General features: G+C 62.0%; 20 protein-coding genes. 15 read left to right on the forward strand and 5 right to left on the reverse strand.

Features of this window, described 5'->3' with window-relative positions; translation table 11 throughout:
• Window positions 1-3: 3 nt before the first annotated feature.
• Window positions 4-1,257 carry a phospholipase D family protein gene (locus AACW87_RS20200; RefSeq protein ID WP_241325962.1) on the forward strand — a complete coding sequence of 418 codons (1,254 nt, stop codon included), beginning with the start codon at window positions 4-6 and terminating at the stop codon, window positions 1,255-1,257.
• A gap of 483 nt (window positions 1,258-1,740) precedes the next feature.
• Here the strand turns inward: AACW87_RS20200 and AACW87_RS20205 are convergent, their stop codons facing one another.
• Entirely contained in the window at window positions 1,741-2,859 is a 1,119-nt protein-coding gene (locus tag AACW87_RS20205) for a fatty acid desaturase (protein ID WP_043557047.1), read from the reverse strand.
• Window positions 2,860-3,008: 149 nt separating this feature from the next.
• Here AACW87_RS20205 and fabR point away from each other — a divergent pair, with 149 nt between their 5' ends.
• Window positions 3,009-3,629 carry an HTH-type transcriptional repressor FabR gene (fabR, locus tag AACW87_RS20210; protein ID WP_043139764.1) on the forward strand — a complete coding sequence of 207 codons (621 nt, stop codon included), beginning with the start codon at window positions 3,009-3,011 and terminating at the stop codon, window positions 3,627-3,629.
• Between the two features lie 20 nt (window positions 3,630-3,649).
• On the forward strand, window positions 3,650-4,015 hold the full coding sequence (locus AACW87_RS20215) for a YijD family membrane protein (RefSeq protein WP_122974306.1): 366 nt from the start codon (window positions 3,650-3,652) through the stop codon (window positions 4,013-4,015).
• A gap of 38 nt (window positions 4,016-4,053) precedes the next feature.
• Here the strand turns inward: AACW87_RS20215 and AACW87_RS20220 are convergent, their stop codons facing one another.
• On the reverse strand, window positions 4,054-4,365 hold the full coding sequence (locus AACW87_RS20220; RefSeq protein WP_043139760.1) for a DUF1145 domain-containing protein: 312 nt from the start codon (window positions 4,363-4,365) through the stop codon (window positions 4,054-4,056).
• On the reverse strand, window positions 4,349-4,978 hold the full coding sequence (gene rsmD / locus AACW87_RS20225) for a 16S rRNA (guanine(966)-N(2))-methyltransferase RsmD (protein WP_241325963.1): 630 nt from the start codon (window positions 4,976-4,978) through the stop codon (window positions 4,349-4,351). The genes AACW87_RS20220 and rsmD overlap by 17 nt, the downstream gene beginning before the upstream one ends.
• 111 nt (window positions 4,979-5,089) lie before the next feature.
• Between rsmD and ftsY the strand changes: the two genes are divergently transcribed.
• The 10 genes from ftsY (at window position 5,090) to hutH (ending at window position 16,967) form a co-directional block, all read left to right on the forward strand.
• The gene (gene ftsY / locus AACW87_RS20230) at window positions 5,090-6,739 is read left to right on the forward strand and encodes a signal recognition particle-docking protein FtsY (RefSeq protein ID WP_241325964.1); all 1,650 of its coding nucleotides are present in this window, start codon (window positions 5,090-5,092) and stop codon (window positions 6,737-6,739) included.
• 69 nt (window positions 6,740-6,808) lie between these two features.
• Window positions 6,809-7,477: a cell division ATP-binding protein FtsE gene (gene ftsE / locus AACW87_RS20235; RefSeq protein WP_043139753.1), complete on the forward strand. Its 669-nt coding sequence runs from the start codon at window positions 6,809-6,811 to the stop codon at window positions 7,475-7,477.
• Window positions 7,478-7,583: 106 nt separating this feature from the next.
• Window positions 7,584-8,537: a permease-like cell division protein FtsX gene (ftsX, locus tag AACW87_RS20240; protein WP_042868569.1), complete on the forward strand. Its 954-nt coding sequence runs from the start codon at window positions 7,584-7,586 to the stop codon at window positions 8,535-8,537.
• A gap of 452 nt (window positions 8,538-8,989) precedes the next feature.
• A complete protein-coding gene (gene rpoH, locus AACW87_RS20245) occupies window positions 8,990-9,844 on the forward strand; it encodes an RNA polymerase sigma factor RpoH (protein WP_011899178.1) in 855 nt (284 codons plus the stop codon).
• Between the two features lie 125 nt (window positions 9,845-9,969).
• Window positions 9,970-10,629, forward strand: coding sequence for a carbonate dehydratase (gene can / locus AACW87_RS20250; RefSeq protein WP_042868573.1), 660 nt, complete (start codon window positions 9,970-9,972; stop codon window positions 10,627-10,629).
• 11 nt (window positions 10,630-10,640) lie between these two features.
• Window positions 10,641-11,345, forward strand: a complete 705-nt coding sequence (hutC, locus tag AACW87_RS20255) for a histidine utilization repressor (protein WP_098980993.1) — start codon at window positions 10,641-10,643, stop codon at window positions 11,343-11,345.
• Between the two features lie 156 nt (window positions 11,346-11,501).
• A complete protein-coding gene (gene hutI / locus AACW87_RS20260; protein WP_241325965.1) occupies window positions 11,502-12,737 on the forward strand; it encodes an imidazolonepropionase in 1,236 nt (411 codons plus the stop codon).
• Entirely contained in the window at window positions 12,730-13,674 is a 945-nt protein-coding gene (gene hutG, locus AACW87_RS20265) for a formimidoylglutamase (RefSeq protein WP_241325966.1), read from the forward strand. Before hutI ends, hutG begins: the two co-directional genes overlap by 8 nt.
• A 55-nt stretch (window positions 13,675-13,729) precedes the next feature.
• Window positions 13,730-15,433 carry a urocanate hydratase gene (gene hutU, locus AACW87_RS20270; protein ID WP_241325967.1) on the forward strand — a complete coding sequence of 568 codons (1,704 nt, stop codon included), beginning with the start codon at window positions 13,730-13,732 and terminating at the stop codon, window positions 15,431-15,433.
• A gap of 1 nt (window position 15,434) precedes the next feature.
• Complete coding sequence (gene hutH, locus AACW87_RS20275) at window positions 15,435-16,967, forward strand: histidine ammonia-lyase (protein ID WP_241325968.1); 1,533 nt, start codon at window positions 15,435-15,437, stop codon at window positions 16,965-16,967.
• Between the two features lie 70 nt (window positions 16,968-17,037).
• Here hutH and AACW87_RS20280 read toward each other — a convergent pair whose 3' ends face one another.
• Window positions 17,038-18,135 carry a calcium:proton antiporter gene (locus tag AACW87_RS20280; protein WP_043139740.1) on the reverse strand — a complete coding sequence of 366 codons (1,098 nt, stop codon included), beginning with the start codon at window positions 18,133-18,135 and terminating at the stop codon, window positions 17,038-17,040.
• A gap of 264 nt (window positions 18,136-18,399) precedes the next feature.
• Here AACW87_RS20280 and AACW87_RS20285 point away from each other — a divergent pair, with 264 nt between their 5' ends.
• Complete coding sequence (locus tag AACW87_RS20285; protein WP_241325969.1) at window positions 18,400-19,050, forward strand: class I SAM-dependent methyltransferase; 651 nt, start codon at window positions 18,400-18,402, stop codon at window positions 19,048-19,050.
• 15 nt (window positions 19,051-19,065) lie between these two features.
• Here the strand turns inward: AACW87_RS20285 and AACW87_RS20290 are convergent, their stop codons facing one another.
• Window positions 19,066-20,598, reverse strand: coding sequence for an EAL domain-containing protein (locus AACW87_RS20290; RefSeq protein ID WP_241325970.1), 1,533 nt, complete (start codon window positions 20,596-20,598; stop codon window positions 19,066-19,068).
• A 544-nt stretch (window positions 20,599-21,142) separates the two neighbouring features.
• On the opposite strand from AACW87_RS20290, the gene AACW87_RS20295 reads away from it, so the two are divergent.
• Window positions 21,143-23,071 carry an EAL domain-containing protein gene (locus AACW87_RS20295; protein WP_172955223.1) on the forward strand — a complete coding sequence of 643 codons (1,929 nt, stop codon included), beginning with the start codon at window positions 21,143-21,145 and terminating at the stop codon, window positions 23,069-23,071.
• Window positions 23,072-23,085 lie beyond the last annotated feature (14 nt).

Consider the following 23,085-nt stretch of genomic DNA (forward strand, 5'->3'; position numbering starts at 1 on the left):
GCCATGATCCCCGGCGAATTTGCACTGATTGATCAACCCGAGCTGGCGCTCAAGGTGCGCTGCCAGCTGATCCGCAGCGCCCGCTGCCGGATCCAGGCCCAATACTACAGCTGGGAGGAGGACAGCAGCGGCAAGCTGCTGTTGTCCGAGTTGCTGCATGCGGCCCGGCGCGGAGTACGGGTACAACTGCTCATCGACGACCTCTATGCCGGCGACAACCGCTTCCTGGAGATGGTGGCCCATCAGCCCGGCATAGAGGTGAGACTGTTCAACCCCTTCTGGCTGCGGGGTTGGCGTCCGCTGACGCTGCTGCTGGAGGGGATGTTCAGCTTTCGCCGCATCAATCACCGCATGCACAACAAGTTGTTGCTGGTGGATGGCAGCCAGGCGGTGATCGGCGGCCGCAACATAGGTGACCGCTACTTCGGGCTGGGCGGTACGCCCCGATTCGTCGATCTGGATCTCGCCTGCCGTGGCCCGCTCTGCCAGCAGGCCGAGCAGGGCTTCGATCAATTCTGGCGCAGCCGCTGGAGTCACCCGATCCGCCGCCTGCTGCGTCGCCCCTTGCTGCGGGCCGAGGTGACGGCGGTGAACGAGTTTCTGCTCACCCTGACCGAGCCGCAGGTAGCGGCCGTCTATGATCTGCCCGCCAGTTTGTTTGACGCCGAACCTGTTGCCCTGAACTGGCATCCGGGAGAGGCCGAGGTGTGGTTCGACCGACCCGGCAAGGGGCTGGTGTCGCGGCCGACCACGGCACCCCTGCTCTGGCGCAAGCTGGCCGACAACCTGGGGAGTCTGAAGTTGGTGAGCCCTTACCTGATCCTGACCCGGGGGCTGCGCCGTCGACTGAGGCAACAGCGCCAGGCAGGGGTGAACATAGAGATTCTTACCAACTCCCTGGCCAGCACGGATGTGCCCCTGGTGTATGGCGCCTACCGGCGTCATCGCCCCTGGCTGATACGGCAGGGCATCACCCTGTCGGAGCTGGAGGGGGAGGCGCTCAGCCTGCACGCCAAGCTGATCCTGATCGGGGAAGAAGAGGCGCTGCTCGGCAGCTTCAATCTGGATCCCCGCTCCCTGATGCTCAACACCGAGCTGATGCTGCACCTGGCGTGCCCCGCGCTCTGCGCCGAATTGCAGCTGTGGCTGGCGGGGTGGCAGCAGCGGTCGTCCCATTCCGTTGCCGCGCCACAGTCGACCCTGCGTCGACTGCTGGCCAGGGTGAGCGACTGGCTGCCGCTGCAGCGCTGGTTGTGAGCGGGTCATTTCTTGTGCGAGATCTCGCAAAGCCTTGTGCGCCTTCGAGGATAACGTTTGCCATCCAAAGGCGATGAATTTTTTTATCGTATTGTTTTTAATCAGTTTGTTTAGATGCAGGAATCCTGGGAGCGCTCAGTCACTTGCATACTCCACTGAATAAAACGGTTTTTTATTTTATTTAACTGCGTAATATTTCAGTTGCAAGGACAAACACGGTGGCTTGTCTGCCGTGCGGAAGAGGGTTGTGAAGGGTACTGGCCGACTGGATTGCTCCAGCAGGCGCCTGCTTCGGATGGGTAGCAGAAACTCAGGAAACAGGACAGGCACCCGACAGGACCGGATTCCAATATGGAACATGCTATTTGCGAGGGGGTGACATGGAAATGTCACCCCATTTTTTATGGCCCGCTGGCTGAGTGGCACCCAGAAAAAGACCGCCGGTTGGCGGTCTTTTTCTCTGTTCAGCCCAACGGCTCATGGTCAGGCGATGCCCGCCAGCAGCCGGCTCCAGTTGCGCTTGCTGGCAACGAAGCCATCGTGCAGGTTGCGATATTCCAGCTGCAGCTTCAACTTGTCATAGCGGGCCAGCGCCTTGCGCTTGCGTTGTTCCAGCAGGCGTTTGCGGCTGGCGTAGTAGTGCTGCAACTGCTGGCTCAGCTTGTCGTACTCCTCCTGCAACAGCGCCTGCCACAACTCCCTGTCCTCCTGCTTGCGCAACTTGGCCTGCGCCCGCTTGAGCTGCATTTCCAGTCTGGCCTGTTCGATCAGCTCTTCCGGACAGGATCTCAGATCCCGGGTCAGCCCGCACCAGGAGGCGCTGCGGATCAGCCACTTGGTGGGATCGAACTGCCACCAGTGGATGCCGTTGCGATAGTCGTTTTCGAACAGGTGGTGGAAGTTGTGATAGCCCTCGCCGAAGGTGAAGAAGGCCAGGATGCCGTTGTCCCGCGCCGTGTTGCGGTCGGTAAACGGCTGGCTGCCCCAGATGTGGGCCAGGGAGTTGATGAAGAAGGTGGTGTGGTGGGTCATCACCATGCGCAGCACCCCGGCCAGCAGCAGCATGCCGAGCAGATCGCCGTGGACGAGACCCAGCAGCAGCGGGATGCCAATGTTGGTAGCCAGGGTCAGCGCCAGATAGTGTTTGTGCTGGAAGACGACGACGGGGTTGTTCTGCAGATCCCGCACGTTGCTGTAATCGTTGTAGATATCACGCTGGTACTCGCGCAGCATCCAGCCGATGTGGGAGTACCAGAAGCCGCGACCCGCGCTGTAGGGATCCTTCAGGTTGTCGTCCACGTGGCGATGGTGGCGACGGTGATCGGAAGACCAGTGCTGGGCTGAGTTTTGCAGGGCGAGGGCCCCGCCAATGGCGAAGATCCACTGCAGGATCGGGTGGGCCTTGTAGGCCTTGTGCGACCAGAGGCGGTGGTAGCCGGCGGTGATGGAGATGCCGCTGTAACAGAACAGCAGCAGGAAGCAGCTCCACTGCCAGAGGTCATAGCCATGGGTCATGCCGTACCAGGGCACGGCTATCAGTGCGGTCAGCCCGGAGAGGGCAAACAGCAGGGTATTGGTCATGATGATCGGTGGGCGTTCCATCTCACTCGGTTCCTTTCAGCGAACAGCTGTGCGCCATTCTCCACGCAGCCAGAATTCGGGTCAATGGTAAAAAAGTAGGAGACAAACCTGATCCCGGCTCGGCCTTCGGGTTATCATTTGGCCTCGATAACCTGAAGGTGACTGTTTTCGTGGGTATTCGCGCGCAACAAAAAGAAAAAACCCGGCGTACTCTGATCGATGCGGCGTTCAGCCAACTGTGCGCCAATCGCAGCTTTTCCAACCTCAGCCTGCGGGAAGTGGCGCGGGAGGCGGGCATAGCGCCGACCTCTTTCTATCGTCACTTTCGCGACATGGAGGAGCTGGGGCTGACTCTGGTGGATGAAGGGGGCCTGACCCTGCGCCAGCTGATGCGCCAGGCGCGTCAGCGCATCGCCGGCGGCGGCAGCGTCATCAGCACCTCGGTGCAGACCTTCATGGAGTTCGTCGAGAACAACCCGAACATCTTCCGGCTGCTGCTGCGTGAGCGTTCCGGCACCTCGGCGGCATTTCGGCAGGCGGTGGCGCGGGAGATACAGCACTTCATCGCCGAGCTGACAGATTACCTCGAAGCTACCACGGGGGCGCCGAGGGAAGAGGCCTACATCCAGGCCGAAGCCATGGTGACCATCGTCTTCAGCGCCGGTGCAGATGCCCTCGACATGACCAGTGAAGAGTGCCGGGCCCTGTCCGATCGCACCATAAGCCAGCTGCGCATGATCGCCATGGGTGCCGAGGTTCAGAACCAGAAGCGCCGCCAACCTCTCTCTTAAGTCAAAGGATGGACACTTACATGCATGATCAGAATCCGATCCCGAAGAAACCCCTGCTGCTGGCCCTGCTCATCGGCATCTGTGGGGATGCCTCCCTGTCGGTGCTGACCGAGTCGGTGATCCCCTTCTCCTTCTTCCCCATGATTGCCCTGGTGCTGGCGGCCTATCAGCTCTACCAGCACTATCGTCACGTCTCGCTGGAGGGCAATACCCCGCTCTGCATGCTGCTCTGCCTCTTCATCGGCGGCTTCGGCCACTCGGCGCTGGTCAAGGTGCAGTACCCCGAGCTTGGCAGCAACTTCTTCTCGCTCATCATGATGTTGCTGCTGCTGGCCGTGCTGTCGATCAAGCTGGGCATCAGCGTGGGGAAAAAAGAGAAGGAGTGACGCGCACTCCTTCCTGATAAATCATGACAGAGCCGGGTTCATCCGGCTTTGTTGTCTGTGCCGCGCTGCTTGGCGTCCACTATGGCCTGCAGTCGGGCCCGGATCTCCACCATGCCGAACACGCCGAACACCAGCACCTGAACGAATTCGAGCCGGCTCACCGCGAAGTAGGGCTTGCAGGCGGCCTTGACCATGCTGGCCTGCACCCAGTGCATCAGGATCACTATCACGCCGCACACCGGCAGAAAACCGTTGAGCTTGCCTGGCAGGGGGGCGAGCAGACTGACCAGTACGCCGAACCAGAAGAACAGGATCAGCCCCATCGCCAACAGATTAAATACCCGCTTCATCGTTTACCTCCCGCAGATAGAGTTGATAGCAGACTTGGCCTGCCTGTTTGTCCTTGAGCAGCTGCCAGCTGGCAGGGAGTGCCAGATCGGCCATCTCCTTCTCCCGCTCCAGATAGATGAGGGCATCCGGTGCCAGCCAGCCGCGCTGCTCCAGCAGTTCGCATACCTGGGGCAGCAGCTCGCGCCGAAACGGCGGATCGAGGAACACCAGATCGAACGGCGTGGCCGGGCCTTGCAGCCAGCTGACGGCATCGGACTGGATCACCTGGCCCTGATTGCTGCCGAGGGCGGCCAGATTCTTCTTGATCTGGTCGGCGGCACCCTTGTCCATCTCGATCAGGGTCACCTGTTCGGCATAGCGCGACAGCGCCTCCAGCCCCAGGCCGCCGCTGCCGGCGAACAGGTCCAGACAACGGGTGCCACGGACATGGGGGGCCAGCCAGTTGAAAATGGTCTCCTTGACGCGATCCGTGGTGGGTCTGAGCCCCTCCACATCCTTGACCGGCAATTTGCGGCCTCGCCACTGGCCGCTGATGATTCTGACAAAGCCTGATTTCCCCTGTGGGGCTGGGCTCTTGCTCGGGCTGTTATGGCTGGATTTCACTCTGGGCATCGCGTTTCGTCGTCAGAAAATAAAGTGGTAGTATAAGGCGGTTCATTTTTATGCCGACCCGCCGAGGGACGGCTATCTTAGCAGTCAGCCAACGAAGTGAGTATTTTTTAGATGGCAAAAGGTTTGTTTTCCTGGCTGGGTTTCGGCCGCAAGAAAGAAGAGGCTGAGGCTGTCCAACCACAGACACCCCAAGCCACCCCCATTATCGTTGAGCCTGAGGTCGTCGCTCACCCCGTTTCCGATACTACGCCGGTAGTGCCCACTGAATTGCCCGTCAGCGCACAGAATGATCCCCTGCCCGCTGGCGCTGCGCACGATGACGATTGCTGTGCCCCCACCGATCTGGACGCGGGTCCGCTGGTGGTGGAAGAGTGTGCCTCCGAACTGGAGCCCGTCATCGTCAATGAACTGCTGATCGAGCAGGAGAGTGCCGAGGCGCAGGCTACCGAAGTCGCTCGCATCGCCGCCGAGGCCGAGGCTACCGAAGCCGCCCGTATCGCTGCCGAGGCGCAGGCTGCCGAAGCCGCCCACATCGCCGCCGAGGCACAGGCTGCCGAAGCTGCCCGTATCGCTGCCGAGGCACAGGCTGCCGAAGCTGCCCGTATCGCCGCCGAGGCTCAGGCTGCCGAAGTTGCCCGTGTTGCCGCCGAGGCACAAGCTGCGGAAGCCGCTCGCATCGCCGCCGAGGCACAGGCTGCGGAAGAGGCTCGTATCGCCAAAGAAGCCCAGAGAGCGGAAGATCTTCGCCTGGTCGCCGAGATGGAGGCTGAGGCCGCCGCATTGGCTGCCTTGCCGCTGGCCGCCAAGGTGGATGACGATACCCAGGACAAGCCGCAGCGGGAGGGCTTCTTTGCCCGCCTCAAGCGCAGTCTGGTGCGCACCAAGGAGAATATTGGCTCCGGCTTCTTCGGCCTGTTCAGTGGCAAGAAGATCGACGATGAGCTGTTCGAAGAGCTGGAGACCCAGCTGCTGACCGCCGATCTGGGGGTCGATACCACGCGCCGCATCATAGATGGCCTAGTGCAGCATGCGGATCGCAAGCAGCTCAAGGATGCCGAGGCGCTCTACGGCCTGCTCAAGCAGGACATGGGCGAGATGCTGGCCAAGGTCGAGCAGCCGCTGGTGATCGACACCAGCAAGAAGCCCTACGTGATCCTGATGGTGGGCGTGAACGGCGTTGGCAAGACCACCACCATCGGCAAGCTGGCCAAGCAGTTCCAGGCCGAAGGCAAGAGCGTCATGCTGGCCGCCGGCGACACCTTCCGTGCCGCTGCGGTCGAGCAGCTGCAGGTATGGGGTCAGCGCAACAACATCCCAGTGATCGCCCAGCATACCGGCGCCGACTCCGCCTCCGTCATCTATGATGCCATCGAGGCTGCCCGCTCGCGCGGAGCCGACGTACTGATCGCCGACACCGCCGGCCGCCTGCAAAACAAGAGCAACCTGATGGAAGAGCTCAAGAAAGTCGTGCGGGTGATGAAGAAGCTGGATGAAGAGGCACCCCACGAGGTCATGCTGACCCTGGATGCGGGTACAGGCCAGAACGCCCTCAGCCAGGCCAAGCTGTTCAGCGAGGCGGTGGGGCTGGACGGTATCGTCCTCACCAAGCTGGACGGGACCGCCAAGGGCGGCGTCATCTTCGCGGTGGCCGACAAGTTCCAGATCCCGATCCGCTATATCGGGGTGGGCGAGGGGATCGACGATCTGCGCCCCTTCGTCGCCAACGACTTTATCGAGGCACTGTTCAGTCGCGATGAGTAAGCTCAGGCGCCATGGTAAGCGCCACATGCCCCGACCCAGGTCGGGGCTTGTCACTGTCAGGGATCCGTTATGATTCGTTTCGATAAGGTCAGCAAGGTATACAGCGGCGGCCATCAGGCGTTGCAGAAGGTCAGCTTTCACCTGCGCAAGGGGGAGATGGCCTTCCTGACCGGGCACTCGGGGGCGGGCAAGAGTACCCTCTTGAAGCTCATCAGTGTGATGGAGCGGCCGACCGACGGGCGCGTCTTCTTTCACGGCGACGACGTCAGTCATATCAAGCGGGGCGATATCCCCTATGTGCGCCGCCAGATCGGCATGATCTTTCAGGATCACCGCCTGCTGATGGACAGAACCGTGTTCGACAACGTGGCACTGCCGCTGGTGATCGACGGTTACAGCCATGCCGACATCAACAAGCGGGTGGCGGCGGCGCTGGACAAGGTGGGGCTGCTCGGCAAGGAGCGCTACCAGCCGCGCATGCTCTCCGGTGGTGAACAGCAGCGGGTCGGCATCGCCCGCGCCATCGTCAACAAGCCGCCGTTGCTGCTGGCGGATGAACCGACCGGCAACCTGGATCCCCAGCTCTCCATGGACATCATGCGGCTGTTCGAGGAGTTCAATCGCTTCGGTGTTTCCGTGCTGATTGCCACCCACGATCTGGGGCTGATCGCCCGCATGCGCTATCGCACCCTGACCCTCAAGGCGGGGCGCATGTATTCGGCAGGGGAGGAGCTCTGATGGCTATTTCCCGCCACAAGCAGCCACCACAGTGCCGTTTCATGCTGGCGTGGGGTGAGGATCATGCCCGCTTGCTCGTCAGCCACTTGCCAGGGGAGATGTTCTGATGGCTATCGTTCGTCATAAACAGCCACCGCTACGGCGCTTCATGATGTACTGGGTCGACCACGCCCGTCAGGCCTTCTCCAGCCTGGGCGAGCTGTGGCGCAATCCGCTCGCCTCCCTGATGACGTTGGCGGTACTTGGCGTCAGCCTGGCGCTGCCCTCCTGCTTCCACGTGCTGCTGAAAAACGCCGAGGTGGTGGAGGGGAGCTGGCAGACCAGTTCCCAGATCTCCCTCTATCTGCGCAAGGATCTGCCCGAGCAGAGCATTCTCGACATGAAGCAGCGGATCCTGCTCTATCCCGAGGTGGAGTCCGTCACCTACATGAGCCGGGATGAGGCGCTCAAGGAGTTTCGCGAGATCTCCGGTTTCGGCGATGCCCTCGATTACCTCGACAGCAACCCGTTGCCGCCTGTGCTGAGCGTTATTCCCGATCCCCGCTGGCAGAATCCGGAAGGGGCCGCCGAGCTGCTCAACAAGCTGAACAACGAGGATGGCGTCGAACAGGGCAAGCTGGATCTGCAGTGGTTGACCCGCTTGCAGGGGATCATGAACCTGTTGCGCCACACCATTACCGGCATAGCCGTGCTGCTGCTCTCCGCCGTGCTGCTGATCGTCGGCAATACCCTGCGCCTCAACATACTCAACCAGCGATCCGAGATCGAAGTGCTCAAGCTGGTGGGGGCGACCGATGCCTTCATTCACCGTCCTTTCCTTTATACCGGCATCTGGTTCGGGGTCATCGGCGGCATGCTGGCCTGGTGGCTGACCGAGGTGATGGTGATCTGGAGCGAGGGTGTGGTAAAGGAGCTGGCGGGCTTGTATAACAGCAATTTCCGGCTGGTCGGCATGGGGGCGGTGGATGGGATTAATCTGATTCTGCTGGGGGCTCTTCTGGGGCTGATCGCCTCCTGGTTCTCGGTCCATCGCCACATTCGCGACATAGAACCATCCTGATTAATTTATCAGCGTTTTAAAGCGCTGGATTTTGAGACACGGATCAAGTAAAAGAGGGGCCGTTTCTGGCACGGCCAGCGTTCTGAGAGTAATCTGAACGGTACCGATCTTCGGGATCTTCTCTGGATCCTGTGAACCTTCTGATTTATAAGCAGTCTACAAGTGCTGAAGAACTTATACGGGTGTGGCCCCTCTGCCTTGCTCGTCTGACTTGGCAAGCATGTGAAGGTTGCGAGCTCCGCAACAATGGACTTAGCATGCTACTTTTCGGGGGTCCTTGATTGTGACCCCCTTTTTTTGACTGTTCATTCATGATTCATCCTGCCGGCCTAAGATAACCCCGGTTCAGACATGCTCACTATGTTTGATACAGGCCGCAGAATGGCGTCCGGTCAGTAGACAGACCCTCTCAGGGTGTTAGACTGATTCGATTGAAAAGAAAGAGGTAGAACATGGGAACTTCATTGCAGCGCACTATGGCTCTGATTCCGCAAGGTAGTCTGGAAGGCTATATCCAGGCAGTTAACTCGATTCCTGTGCTGACCGCAGAGGAAGAGCGTGAGCTGGCTGAGCGTTTGCAGCAGGGCGGCGATCTCGAGGCTGCCCGTCAGCTGGTCATGTCGCATCTGCGTTTTGTCGTTCACGTTGCCAAGAGTTATGCCGGTTACGGTCTGCCCCAGGCTGACCTGGTGCAGGAAGGCAATATCGGCCTGATGAAGGCCGTCAAGCGCTTCGACCCGACCGTCGGGGTGCGACTCGTCTCCTTCGCCGTGCACTGGATCAAGGCCGAGATCCACGAATATGTCCTGCGCAACTGGCGCATGGTCAAGGTGGCGACCACCAAGGCCCAGCGCAAGCTGTTCTTCAACCTGCGCAAATCCAAGAAGCGTCTGGGCTGGTTCAGCCACGATGAAGTGCAGGCCGTCGCAGCCGAGTTGGGGGTCTCCCCGACCGATGTGACCGAGATGGAAGCACGCATGAGCAACTACGATCAGGCGTTCGATCTGGTCGGTGATGATGAAGATGAAGGCGGCTTCGCCCCGGTTCATTATCTGGAAGACAAATCGTCCGATCTGGCGGCCACCATAGAGAATGACAACTGGGACGATCATGCGACCCGTCGCCTGAGTTCGGCCCTCGCCACTCTGGATGAGCGCAGCCAGCATATCATCCGCGCCCGCTGGCTCGATGATGACAGCAAGACCACCCTGCAGGAGCTGGCCGATACCTATGGTGTCTCTGCCGAACGGGTGCGTCAGCTTGAGAAAAACGCACTCAAGAAGCTGAAAGACGCCATGGAGGCCTGATGCCTCCCTCACAAAAACAGGGCCTGATGGCCCTGTTTTTGTTTCATGAGCATCTGGTCGGCCTTGCCTTGGTTACCCTTGTCTATGTTATGTTGCCGCCACTGCCACAGTAGGGAGAGCAGATAGTGAAACTCTTGAACGACCTGTTTACCAACAACCGCGAGTGGGCGGAACGGATCAAGGCCGAGGACCCGAATTTCTTCGCTACCCTCTCCGCCCAGCAGGCCCCCGAATACCTCTGGATCGGTTGCTCCGACAGCCGGGTTCCCGCCAACCAGCTGATGGGCTTGCTGCCGGGGGATGTGTTCGTCCACCGCAACGTCGCCAACCTGGTGGTACACACCGACTTCAACTGCCTCTCGGTGCTGCAATACGCGGTCGAGGTGCTCAAGGTGAAGCACATCATCATCTGTGGTCACTATGGTTGTGGCGGCGTCAAGGCGGCGATGCAGAACCAGGAGCTGGGGCTCATCGACAACTGGTTGCGCAACATCAAGGATGTCTACTTCAAGTATCGCGAACAGCTGGATGCCATCGAAGATGAGCACGAGCGTTTCGATTACCTGTGTGAGCTGAACGTGGCCGAGCAGGTGGCCAACGTCTGCCACACCACCATCATCCAGAATGCCTGGCGCAAGGGGCAGGAGCTGGCGGTGCACGGCTGGATCTATGGCATCAAGGACGGTCTGCTGCACGATCTGGATCTCTGCATCAGCGGGCCGGATCAGATCCCCGATGTTTATCGCGCCTGGCCGGACATGCGTCCGCCCCACCGCCGTCGCTGAGGAACCTGCCGTTGGCGCCAGCCCTCTATCTTCAGATCAAGCAGCACATCCTGGACGGGATCCGCGAACGCCACTATCAGGCGGGGGACAGGATCCCGACCGAGGCCGCCCTGTGCGAGCTGTTCACCGTGAGCCGGATGACGGTCAACAAGGCGCTGCGTGAGCTGGTGGCCGAGGGCTGGCTGGTGCGTACCGCCGGTTCCGGCAGCTTCGTGGCGGACAGGCGCACCGAGTCGCCGCTGTTGGCCATTCGCAACATAGCCGACGAGATCGCCGAGCGCGGCAGCGAGTACAGCGCCCGGGTGATCCGGCTGCAACGCCAGGCCGCCGACGAGAAGGTGGCGGTCCAGCTCGGGTTGCGGGTCGGCGCCCCCATCTTCCACAGCCTCATCGTCCATCAGGCCGATGGGGAGCCGCTGCAGCTGGAGGAGCGCTTCGTCGATGCCGAGCGCTTGCCGGACTACGGCGGGCAGGACTTCACCCAGCAGACGCCGAACCGCTATCTGATGGAGGTCTGTCCCCTCTCCGAGATGGAGCACGTGGTGGAAGCCGTGCTGCCGAGTGCCGGTGAGGCCGGTCTGCTGCAGGTGCGGGTCGATACCCCCTGTCTGTTGCTGCACCGCCGTACCTGGTCGGAAGGTTACCTGGTCTCCTACGCCCGCCTGCTCTCGCCAGGCTCCCGCTACAAGCTGAGTTCCAAGACCAGCCTCAGTTGATTGTATATACATATTGTTTTTAACAGAGCCCACCTCATGGTGGGCTTTTTTGTGCTTAAACTCTAATCACAGCGCTGTTATCAAGATGTGAATTTGATCCTTTCTTTCCTGCCAGAGATCGGATATAAATTAATGTATATACATTTAGAGGTCGGTATGAACAAGGAACTGTTGAACTGCGAGCGGGTCTGGCTCAACGTGACACCCGCCACCCTGCGCCCCGATCTGGCGGACTACGGTCTGCTGGAACCCCACGCCCTCGGCGTTCATGAAGGCAAGATCCACGCCCTGGTGCCCATGCAGGATCTCAAGGGCCCTTATCCCGCCCACTGGCAGGAGATGAAGGGCAAGCTGGTGACTCCCGGCCTCATCGACTGTCACACCCATCTCATCTTCGCCGGCAGCCGGGCCGAAGAGTTTGAACTGCGCCAGAAAGAGGTGCCCTATGCCGAGATCGCCCGCAAGGGTGGCGGCATCCTCAGCACGGTAAGGGCCACCCGTGCCGCCAGCGAGGAGCAGCTGTTTGAGCTGGCACTGCCGCGGCTCAAATCCCTGATCCGGGAAGGGGTCACCACTGTGGAGATCAAGTCCGGCTACGGCCTCACGCTGGATGACGAGCTCAAGATGCTGCGGGTTGCCCGCAGGCTTGGAGAGGCGCTGCCGATCCGGGTCAAGACCACCCTGCTGGCGGCCCATGCGGTGCCGCCCGAATATCGCGACGATCCAGACTCCTGGGTCGAGACCATCTGCCAGGAGATCATTCCGGCGGCCGCCGAGGCGGGCCTGGCGGATGCGGTGGACGTCTTCTGCGAGCACATCGGCTTCTCGCTGGCCCAGACCGAGCAGGTCTATCTGGCCGCGGATCAATACGGTCTGGCGGTGAAGGGCCACATGGAACAGCTCTCCAACCTGGGGGGCAGTGCGCTCGCCGCCAACTTTGGCGCCCTCTCTGTGGATCATCTGGAACATCTGGATCAGGAAGGGATCCAGGCGCTGGCCCACCGTGGCGTGGTCGCCACCCTGCTGCCCACCGCGTTTTATTTCCTGAAAGAGACCAGGCTGCCCCCGGTCGCCGCCCTGCGCAAGGCCCACGTGCCCATGGCGGTCTCCTCCGACATCAACCCGGGCACGGCCCCCATAGTGTCGCTGCGCATGGCCATGAACATGGCCTGTACCCTGTTCGGTCTGACCCCGGTCGAGGCCATGGTCGGGGTGACCCGCAACGCCGCCCGCGCGCTCGGCGAGCAGGAGCGTTTGGGGCAGTTGAGAGTGGGCATGCTGGCGGACTTCCTGGTCTGGAACTGCGGGCACCCGGCCGAGCTCAGTTACCTCATCGGCGTCGATCAGCTGGTGAGCCGTATCGTCAACGGCGAGGAGACGCTGCATGGATAAGTTCAGCCTGCCCCATATGTCGGTCTGGCAGGGGCGCCAGGATCCGGAAGATGGCGAGCTTGCCCTGCGCTGGCACGACAGGGTGCAGGCCTGGCCGCTGATCGGGGCAGCCGAACCCGGCGTCGCTCTGGTGGGCTTTGCCTGCGACGAGGGCGTGCGCCGCAACAAGGGGCGCACGGGGGCGGCCGGCGCACCGCTGGCGATCCGCAAGCTGCTGGCCAACAGTGCCTGGCATCTGACCTGTCCCGTCTTTGATAGCGGCGATCTGTGCTGCGACGACGGCGATCTCGATGCCGCCCATGGCCGGTTGGCCGAGCGGGTGGCTAGCCTGCTGGATGAGGGTCACTTCCCGCTGGTGCTGGGGGGCGGTCACGAGGTGGCGTTCGGTAGCTGGAGCGGCCTCAACCGCCATCTGGCCGGTCAGGGTCGGGTCGGCATCATCAACTTCGATGCCCACTTCGATCTGCGTCGCAAGGCGGAGCAGGCCAGCTCGGGCACCCCCTTCTTCCAGATCGCCGAGCAGTGCGCCGCCCAGGGCACAGGGTTTCATTACGCCTGCCTCGGGGTGGCCGAGACAGCCAATACCCAGGCGCTGTTTGCCCGCGCCGATGAACTGGGGGTCTGGTATGCGCTGGACGAGGCCATGACCCAGGCCACACTGCCCGAGCTTTTGAACGGACTGGATGCCTTTATCGCCCGTTGTGATCACCTTTATCTGACGATCGATCTCGACGTGCTGCCCGGCGCCGTCATGCCGGGGGTGAGCGCCCCCGCCGCCCGCGGTGTCGAGCTGGCGGTCATCGAACCCCTGATTGCCCATATCCGGGCCAGCGGCAAGCTGCGGCTCGCCGATCTGGCCGAGTACAACCCGAACCTGGATCAGGATAACCGCAGCGCCCGCGTGGCCGCCCGGCTGGTCCATCAGTTAACCAAGTAGCGCTCTGCCGAGGGCAGGTCGCCATGCTGCTGCATTGATAAAACAAGGAGTGTGTATGTCTGAGCAACACCTGGATCCCCGTCAGGATCCGAGCCGGGTCATCCGTGCCCCCCGTGGTACCGCGCTGACCGCGAAAAGCTGGCTCACAGAGGCGCCGCTGCGGATGCTGATGAACAACCTGGATCCGGAAGTGGCCGAGCATCCCCAATCCCTGGTGGTGTATGGCGGCATTGGCCGCGCCGCCCGCAACTGGGCCTGCTACGACAAGATAGTCGAGGTGCTGACCCGGCTCGAGGAAGACGAGACCCTGCTGGTGCAATCCGGCAAGCCGGTCGGGGTGTTCCAGACCCACAAGGATGCGCCTCGGGTACTGATCGCCAACTCCAACCTGGTGCCGCACTGGGCCAACTGGGAACACTTCAACGAGCTGGATAAGAAAGGCCTCATGATGTACGGCCAGATGACGGCCGGCTCCTGGATCTACATAGGCACCCAGGGAATAGTGCAGGGCACTTATGAAACCTTCTTCGCGGTGGCCAACCAGCACTTCGACGGCGAGCCTGCGGGTCGCTGGATCCTGACCGGCGGTCTGGGTGGCATGGGCGGCGCCCAGCCGCTGGCCGCCACCATGGCCGGCTTCTCCATGATCGCCGTCGAGTGCGACGAGACCCGCATCGATTTCCGTCTCAAGACCCGCTACGTCGACAAGAAGGCCCACAGTCTGGATGAGGCGCTGGCCATGGTCGAGGAAGCCAAACGCAGCGGCACCGCCGTTTCCGTCGGCCTGCTCGGCAACGCTGCCGATGTCTTTGCCGAACTGGTGGCCCGCGGCATCACGCCGGACGTGGTGACCGACCAGACCTCGGCCCACGACCCCATCCACGGCTACCTGCCCCAGGGCTGGAGCGTGGCCCAGTGGCGCGCGCTGCAAAAATCCGCGCCCCAGGAGGTGAACCAGGCCGCTCGTCACTCCATGGCCCGCCAGGTGGAAGCCATGCTGACCCTGCAATCCCGTGGCGCCGCCACGCTGGATTATGGCAACAACATCCGCCAGATGGCGCTGGAGGAGGGGGTCAAGAATGCGTTCGACTTCCCCGGTTTCGTGCCCGCCTATATCCGCCCGCTGTTCTGCGAAGGGATCGGTCCCTTCCGCTGGGTGGCGTTGTCCGGCGATCCGGAAGACATCTACAAGACGGATCAGAAGGTCAAGGAGTTGATCCCGGACGATCCCCACCTGCACAACTGGCTCGACATGGCCCGCGAGCGCATCGCCTTCCAGGGCCTGCCGGCGCGGATCTGCTGGGTCGGGGTCAAGGATCGGGTACGCCTGGGCCTGGCTTTCAACGAGATGGTGAAAAATGGCGAGCTGAAGGCGCCCGTGGTCATAGGTCGCGATCACCTGGACTCCGGCTCTGTGGCCAGCCCGAATCGCGAGACAGAGTCGATGATGGATGGTTCCGATGCCGTCTCCGACTGGCCGCTGCTCAACGCCCTGCTCAACACCGCCGGCGGCGCGACCTGGGTGTCGCTGCACCACGGCGGCGGTGTGGGCATGGGCTTCTCCCAGCACTCGGGTGTGGTGATCGTCTGTGACGGCTCCGATGACGCCGCCAGACGCGTCGGCCGCGTGCTGCGCAACGACCCGGCCACCGGTGTGATGCGTCACGCCGACGCAGGCTACGAGATTGCCATCAACTGCGCCCATGAGGCGAAACTGGATCTGCCGATGCTGACCGCAACGGGCAAAGGGGTTAAATAAGATGTTTGAACTCAATCTGTTACCGGGCAAGCTCTGCCTCAATACCCTGCGCCGCGTCAGCCGCGAGCCGGTTCATATCAGCCTGGATCCGGCCGCGCTGCCGGGGATCCACGCCTCCGCTGCCGTGGTCACCAAGGTAATCGAGCAGAATCGCGTGGTGTACGGCATCAACACCGGCTTTGGCCTGCTGGCCAACACCCGCATCCCGGTGGAGCAGCTGGACGAATTGCAGCGCTCCATCGTGCTCTCCCACGCGGCCGGCATTGGCACCTACATGGATGACGCCACAGTGCGGCTGATGATGGTGCTCAAGGTCAACTCGCTGGCGCGGGGCTTCTCCGGCATCCGCTTGACTGTGCTTGAGGCGCTGATGACCCTGATCAACGCCGAAGTCTATCCTGTGGTGCCTAAGAAGGGCTCCGTCGGCGCCTCCGGCGATCTGGCGCCGCTGGCCCATATGAGCTGTTTATTGATTGGTGAAGGCAAGGCCCGCCACAAGGGCGAGCTGATGGACGCCGCCACTGCGCTGAAGATCGCGGGTCTCGAGCCCATCTCTCTGGCTCCGAAGGAGGGACTGGCCCTGCTCAACGGCACCCAGGCCAGCACGGCGTTTGCGCTGGAAGGCCTGTTCCACGCCGAGGATCTGTTCGCCGGCGCCATCACCATAGGTGCCATGAGCGTGGAGGCGGCGCTGGGCAGTCGTCGTCCGTTCGATGCCCGCATCCATGAGGTGCGCGGTCAGCTCGGCCAGATCGATGCCGCCGCCTGCTATCGCCAGCTGCTGGTGGATGGCAGCGAGATCGGCATGTCCCACCACAATTGCGAGAAGGTGCAGGATCCCTACTCCCTGCGCTGCCAGCCCCAGGTGATGGGGGCCTGCCTGACCCAGATCCGTCAGTCTGCCGAGGTGCTGGTGTGCGAGGCCAACGCTGTCTCCGACAACCCGCTAGTGTTTGCCGAGGATGAGGAGATCCTCTCCGGCGGCAACTTCCACGCCGAGCCGGTGGCCTTCGCCGCCGACAACCTGGCACTGGCCATCGCCGAAATCGGGTCGCTGTCCGAGCGTCGCATGGCACTGCTGATCGATTCGCGCATGTCGGGCCTGCCCGCCTTCCTGGTCAACAACGGTGGGGTGAATTCCGGCTTCATGATCGCCCAGGTCACCTCGGCGGCGCTTGCCTCCGAGAACAAGAGCCTGGCCCACCCGGCTTCGGTGGACAGCCTGCCCACTTCCGCCAACCAGGAGGATCACGTCTCCATGGCCACCTTCGCCGCGCGCCGGCTGGCGGACATGGCGGAGAATACCCGCGGCATACTGGCGGTCGAATTGCTGGCGGCGGCGCAGGGGCTGGATTTCCGTGCTCCGCTGCGCACCACTGAGCTGCTGGAGCAGGCCAAGGGTCGGCTGCGCAGCAAGGTCAGCTTCTACGACAAGGACAGGTACTTCTCGCCGGACATCGAAGCGGCTGCCGAGCTGCTGGCTCAGGCGAGCTACAACGACCTGATCCCGGCCGGTGTGCTGCCCAGCCTCTAAGCCCCATTCGCTCCATAGCAAAAGACCGCCCTCATGGGCGGTCTTTTCGTTGCTGCGGTAGCGTGATCCGTTATTCGTGTTCGAACATCAGGAACAGGTAGACCACGAACAGCACCAGGTGGGTAGCACCGTGCAGCACATTGGTGCGGCCGCTGCTGAACGTGACCTTGCAGACCATGAGGGTGGTGACGAGCAGCACCATGTCGGCGGCGGAGAGGCCGAGGCGCACCTCCTGGCCCAGCATGGCACCGATGAACAGCACGGCGGGCACTGTCAGGGCTATGGTGGCCAGCACAGAGCCGAAGTAGAGGTTCATGGCGCGCTGCAACTGGTTGTTGAAGGCTGCCTTGATGGCGCCCACGGCTTCCGGTGCGAGCACGATACAGGCCACGATGAAGCCACCCAGCGCAGGCGGCGCAGCCATCACCTTGACCCCGTAGTTGATGGGGATCGCCAATGTCTTGGCCAGCAGGATCACCACCACCAGATAGGCGAGCAGCAGCAGGGTGTGGTAGAGGTTGCTCTGCAGCGGGCCGTGGTGCTCTTCGTAATCCTCGTGGTCGCTGTCGACGAAGAAGTGGCTGTGGCTGCGGGTCTGGATCAGCAGGAAGATACCGTAGAGCAGGATGGAGATGATGATCAGCATCCAGGACATGGGGCTCGACATGCTGCCAATGGTGCCGCCCCGGGTGAAGTTGGGCAGCACCAGACAGAGCAGGGCCAGCGGTATGATGGCGACCAGGTAGGATTTGACCCCATCCAGATTGAAGCTCTGGGTGTGGTAGCGCCAGCCGCCGAACAGCAGGGTGAAGCCCACCAGGCCGTTGGTGACCAGCATCACCACCGCAAACATGGTGTCACGGGCCATCACGGGATTGGGGTCGCCGGTCAGCATGACGGAGGAGATCATCACCACTTCCAGCGAGATGACGGAGAGCGTCAGGATAAGGGTGCCGAAGGGTTCACCCAGCTTGATGGCGAGGGCGTCCGAGTGGCGTACCACAGAGAATATGGCCCAGGTGACGATGGCAAGCAGCGCCGCCGAGACAGGAAGATAAATCGCAAGCGGAGTGGCCTCTGTCAGCAGGTCGCTGCCCAGCGTCTTGAAAAACAGCAGGGTCAGCAGGCCAATGGACAGGGCAATCTCTTGCCGGATAAATGACTTCATAGGCAATGGTTCTCATCTCGGGGCGGCCGGGGCCGACGGGGTATGGAGGCAAAACGGCGCCGCTACGGGTGTGGCGGGCCTGCTAATGATAAAGGGAGTTGTACTGCCAGGGGAAAATCATTTTGTTGCAGGATGTAATCTGCCGCAGCTGCCCCGTCGGGTCGGGATATAGATAGGTATCTGCCCGCTTACTGCGTAGCATGGGGGCATGCCGGTCGAATTCATGCTTCCGTGGATCTGGCGGCATCCTGACCAGGGACTCCCATGTCTGTTGTGCGTCTGCGTTATCACACCATAGAGTTTGGCGAACTCGACATCCACCTGCGCACGTTGCGCGACAACCAGCAGTTCTCCGATGACGAGGGAGAGGCGGAGGCGCTCGGCATCTCCTCGGCGTTCTGGCCGCTGTTTGGCATCGTCTGGGACTCTGGCAATGTACTGGCCCATCTGATGGTGGAGCACGAGGTGGCGGATCTGCGGATCCTGGAGGTGGGGTGCGGCATAGCCCTGGCGAGTCTGGTGCTCAACCACAGGCTGGCGGACATCACGGCCACCGATTATCACCCGGAGGCGGGGGCCTTTCTGGCGGCCAACGTGCTGCTCAACAAGGGGGCGCTCATCCCCTTCATTCGTACCGGTTGGGAAGATGCCGTCACCGAGCTGGGCCGCTTCGATCTCATCATAGGCAGCGATCTGCTCTACGAGCGCGGCCAGGTCGAGACCCTGGCCGGTTTTATCGAGCAGCACGCCAAGTCACACTGCGAGGTGATCCTGGTGGATCCGGGGCGTGGCCAGCAGGGCCGCTTCAGCAAGCTGATGATGAGCCTGGGCTATGCGCACAGCCAGCACAAGCCGATGGACGTGAGCTATCTGAGCCAGCCCTTTCGCGGTCAGATACTGCAATACCGGCGTTGACCTTTTTCACCGGCGTCAGCCTTCTCCGGCATGGTTTTGTCGCCATGCCAGCAGCCAGATCTGCAGCCGGGCCAGGGCCATGGGCCTGGCGTACACATAGCCCTGGATCAGATGCACGCCGTGCTGGCGCAGATACTCGACCTGTTCCCCGGTTTCGACCCCCTCGGCGATCATCTCCATGCCGGATTCGTGGCCGAAGGCGATGATGGAGTCCAGCAGCGTCCGCTTGAGGTCGTCCGTGCCTATGGTGTCGACGAACATCTTGTCGATCTTGATCTGGCGGATGCCGAGTCGCTGCAGGTAGGCGAAGCCGCCATAGCCGGTGCCGAAATCATCCAGCTTGAAGTGATAGCCCAGCTGCTGCAGCGCGGTGATCTCGCCGATCGCCGCCTTGATATCTGTGATCGGCTTGCGCTCGGTCAGCTCGAAGGTGAGCCGGGTCGGTGAGGGCCAGCCGTGTCGCTGTAACAGGGTACGCAGATGGGGTTGCTCCAGGTGGGTGGCCACTATGTTGACGCTGACCCACTGCGCCGGCGCCAGCCGGGAAAGATCCGTCATGATCCGCTCCAGCAGTTGCTCCGTCATCGGCAGGATCAGCCCCTGCTCCTCCGCGTAGTCGATGAAGGCGCCGGGCGGCACCAGCTCGCGCCCCCGCTGCCAGCGCAGCAGCGCCTCGAAGCCAACCACCTGCTGGCTGCGGTTATCCACTATGGGTTGATAGAAGGGGACAAACTCCCGCCTGGCCAGCCCGGCTTGCAGCAACCCCTTGAGAGAGCGCCGATAGTTGCGCAGCCCCCAGTAGGCGGCGACCAGCAGGGCTCCCAGTGCGCCGCCATACCAGAGCCCATGGTGCCGTGCCTGCTGCCGGGCATAGCGCTCCAGCGCCTTGCCCGCCCATAGCGTCTGCCTGATCTGTTCATCGGGATCGCGGAAGCTCAGACCTATGCTCTGGCTGCCGACCTCCTGCTTGATGCTGCTGTCGCCGCGGGGAAAGGTCTGGCTCGATGTCCCCGGTTGCTGGTCGAGTTCCAGATAGAAACAGTCGGTGCAAGGATATTGCAGCAGAGAATGGCTCCAGCTGTTGCTCAGCACCCAGTAGACGATGTTGCCGCCGGTGCGGTAGTAGGCGACCAGCTCCTGCTCTGTGTGGAAGCGGGACTGGGTGGCGGCGATCCCGAACGGCTCCTGGTTGGCGTAGGGGGGCAGCTCGATCGGGGTGAAGGGCAGGTCAACCCCCAGACTGGAACAGCCACCGCCGCTAGCGAGCAGGATCCCCTGAATGCGGATATGGCCGTTGTAGAAGCGGGGATCCCGCAGCAGCGCCATGTCCTGCTCGCCGCAATCGAACCGAAACTGGATCAGCTGGCTACGGACGTTGTTGTCCAGCAGACGGTGACGTTCCGCCAGCGCGGTCTCGATCTCTTCTTTCTTCTCCTGCAACAGCTGGTGGGCCAACGGGCCGCCGAGCAGCTGACTGAGAGGCAGGCTGGCCAGCAGGGGCAGGCAGAACAGCAACAGGCTGAGCCAGAGGGGGGGGATGGGTCGCATGGTGCACCTGCCTGGTGTGCGGATGGGATGCATATGGGTGGCATCATCATAGTGCATTAGCTGAATCGATTTGAGCGGGGCCGATCACACTTGTGGCGTGAATTTATAATGCACTGATAAATAACGGTTTTATAAAATGAGCTGCTGAAGATTCAATCGCTGACCTGTCATAAATGACAATTGTCCAGCTTATCTGAAGTGGCTAGAGTAGCGGTGCGGTTTGACTCACCGTGTGTTCAATACTCCTGTATCTGTTTTTTTGTCAGTAGCACAGAGTGTTAGTTTTGATATGAGTGTTTCTTTTGGTCCCCTTAGTGGGACCATTTTTCTGTCTGAAATTCCCTGATCCCGTTGCCCATCTCCCGTTTCCTGCCCCTGTGGCCATTTTTCATGGCCGGCTTGCCGTCAGGCTTGGTGTTCAGGTGCCCATTTGGTTATGCTCGCCCGCTTAATTCCAGAAGCGGGATCTTCGTCCATAGGCGCGCTTCGGCGTTGGCTGATACGATGAGGCCACATGGATGTTGTCGGGCATACGGAAAGGCACATGAAACTGACCACTCAGCTTGTCTCGTTTATTACCCTGTGCGTGATCGCCGCCATGGCCATGGTGCTGCTCGGCGGGGTATTCAGCTTTCGCGAGCTGGGCATGGAGCTGCAGCAGAAGAAGGTCAACTCCCTGGTCGAGATCATCGACAAGCAGCTGGAGGTGGCCGACGACCATCAGGATCTCACCCGCTGGCTGCCGACCCTGCTGCGTTCGGCCCATGTGGTGGAGCTGGAGATCCGTCAGGGCAAGCAGCGGGTCTACTGGTTTCGCGACGTGCAGCAGCAGACCGACGAGAGCCTGCTGATCCCCTATAGCCAGCCCATCTCCCATCAGGCCGGCATGCAGGCCGACTTCAAACTGGAGCGGCCGTTCAAGGAGTTTGAATACTCCATGCGGGCCATGTCCGGCATCTCCCTCGGCGTCTTCATCGTCATCTTCGGACTCTGGTACTCCATTCGCTGGCTGCGGCTGCAACTGCGGGGCGCCGAGCTGCTGGCCGAGCGCGCCCAGCTGATCCTCGACAACAAGCTCACCAAGCTGGCCCACGATCCGGCTGATGAGTGGCCCGTCTCCGCCAGCCAGGCCCTCGACTATCTGCTGGCCGAGCTGGCGGATGCCCGCAAGGAGCGCAGCCGTTTCGACAACTTCATCCGCAGCAATGCCTTCGTCGACAAGATGACCGGCATAGGCAACCGCCTGTTCTTCGACAACCGGCTGGAGAGCGCCATCATGGAGGCGAGCGTGATGAGCGGCGGCGTGCTGCTGATCGAGCTGGCCGGGCTGGAGGATCTGGATCCCGAGCTGAGCGGGCGCCAGAGCCAGGATCTGCTGATGGAGGCGAGCGCCTCCATCACCGCCTTCGTGCGCAAGCACAACGGTGCCCTGCAGGCCCGCTATGCCGGCCAGGTGTTCGCCGTGCTGCTGCCCAACATGTCCGAGAGCGAGATGGTGGACGGTGCGGGTCAGCTGCACAAGAGCCTGCAACGGCTGCACTGGCCCGAAGCGGTCAACGTCGAGACCGCCGTCTACCTCGGCGCCGTCTGCTATCAGGCGCAGGATTCCCTGCTCAAGGTGCAGGAAGAGGCCGAGCTGGCGCTCAAGAGCGCGCGGCTGCAGGGTCACACCGGCTGGTTCCTCTACGAGAAGCAGCTGGATGAGGAGCAGAGCAGCAAGGGCACGGTACGCTGGCGCACCCTGATCGGCCGCCGCATCGAGGAGCACGGCATCGACTTCTACGTCCAGCCGGTGCAGCAGGAGCGGGATCAGGTGGTGCTGCAGCAGGACTTGTTGATCCGCATTCACGACGAGCAGGGGCGGGAGTTGCAGGCCGGTGTCTTCATGCCGATGGCGGAGAAGGCGGGGCTGCTGTTGCCGCTGGATCGGCTGGTGGCGGAGCAGACGTTGCGGCTGCTGCGTCAGCGCTCAGAGCAGAGTTGCCCCATCAGCCTGACCCTCTGTGCCCAGAGCCTGCTGCACCGCGAGTTCCAGCGCTGGCTCTTCTTCGATCTGTTCCAGCTGCCACGCAGCACCAACGAGCGGCTGGTCCTGCAACTGTCGGAGGCCCAGGTGACCCGCCACTACGAGGCACTCAAGCGGCCGCTGCGGGCGCTGCGCATGCTGGGTTGCCAGCTGGCCATCGATCATGCCGGTCAGGATGTGGTGAGCACCCAATACATCAAGGAGTTCGAGATCAACTTCCTCAAGCTCCACCCCAGTCTGGTGCGGGAGATCCACACCCGTCAGGTCAACCAGATGGCGGTACGCAGCCTGGTGGGGGGTTGTGCCAACACCCGCACCCGGGTCATAGCCGTGGGGGTGGAGAGCGGCGACGAGTGGAAGATGCTGCGCCACCTCGGCGTCCATGCCGGGCAGGGGCCCTGGTTCGCCGAACCGGAGCGGCTGGTGATGGAACCGGCCGGCGCCTGATCCTGTGACCGCAG

The sequence above is a fragment of the Aeromonas sp. MR7 genome (assembly GCF_963899385.1).
Lineage (GTDB): Bacteria > Pseudomonadota > Gammaproteobacteria > Enterobacterales > Aeromonadaceae > Aeromonas > Aeromonas bestiarum.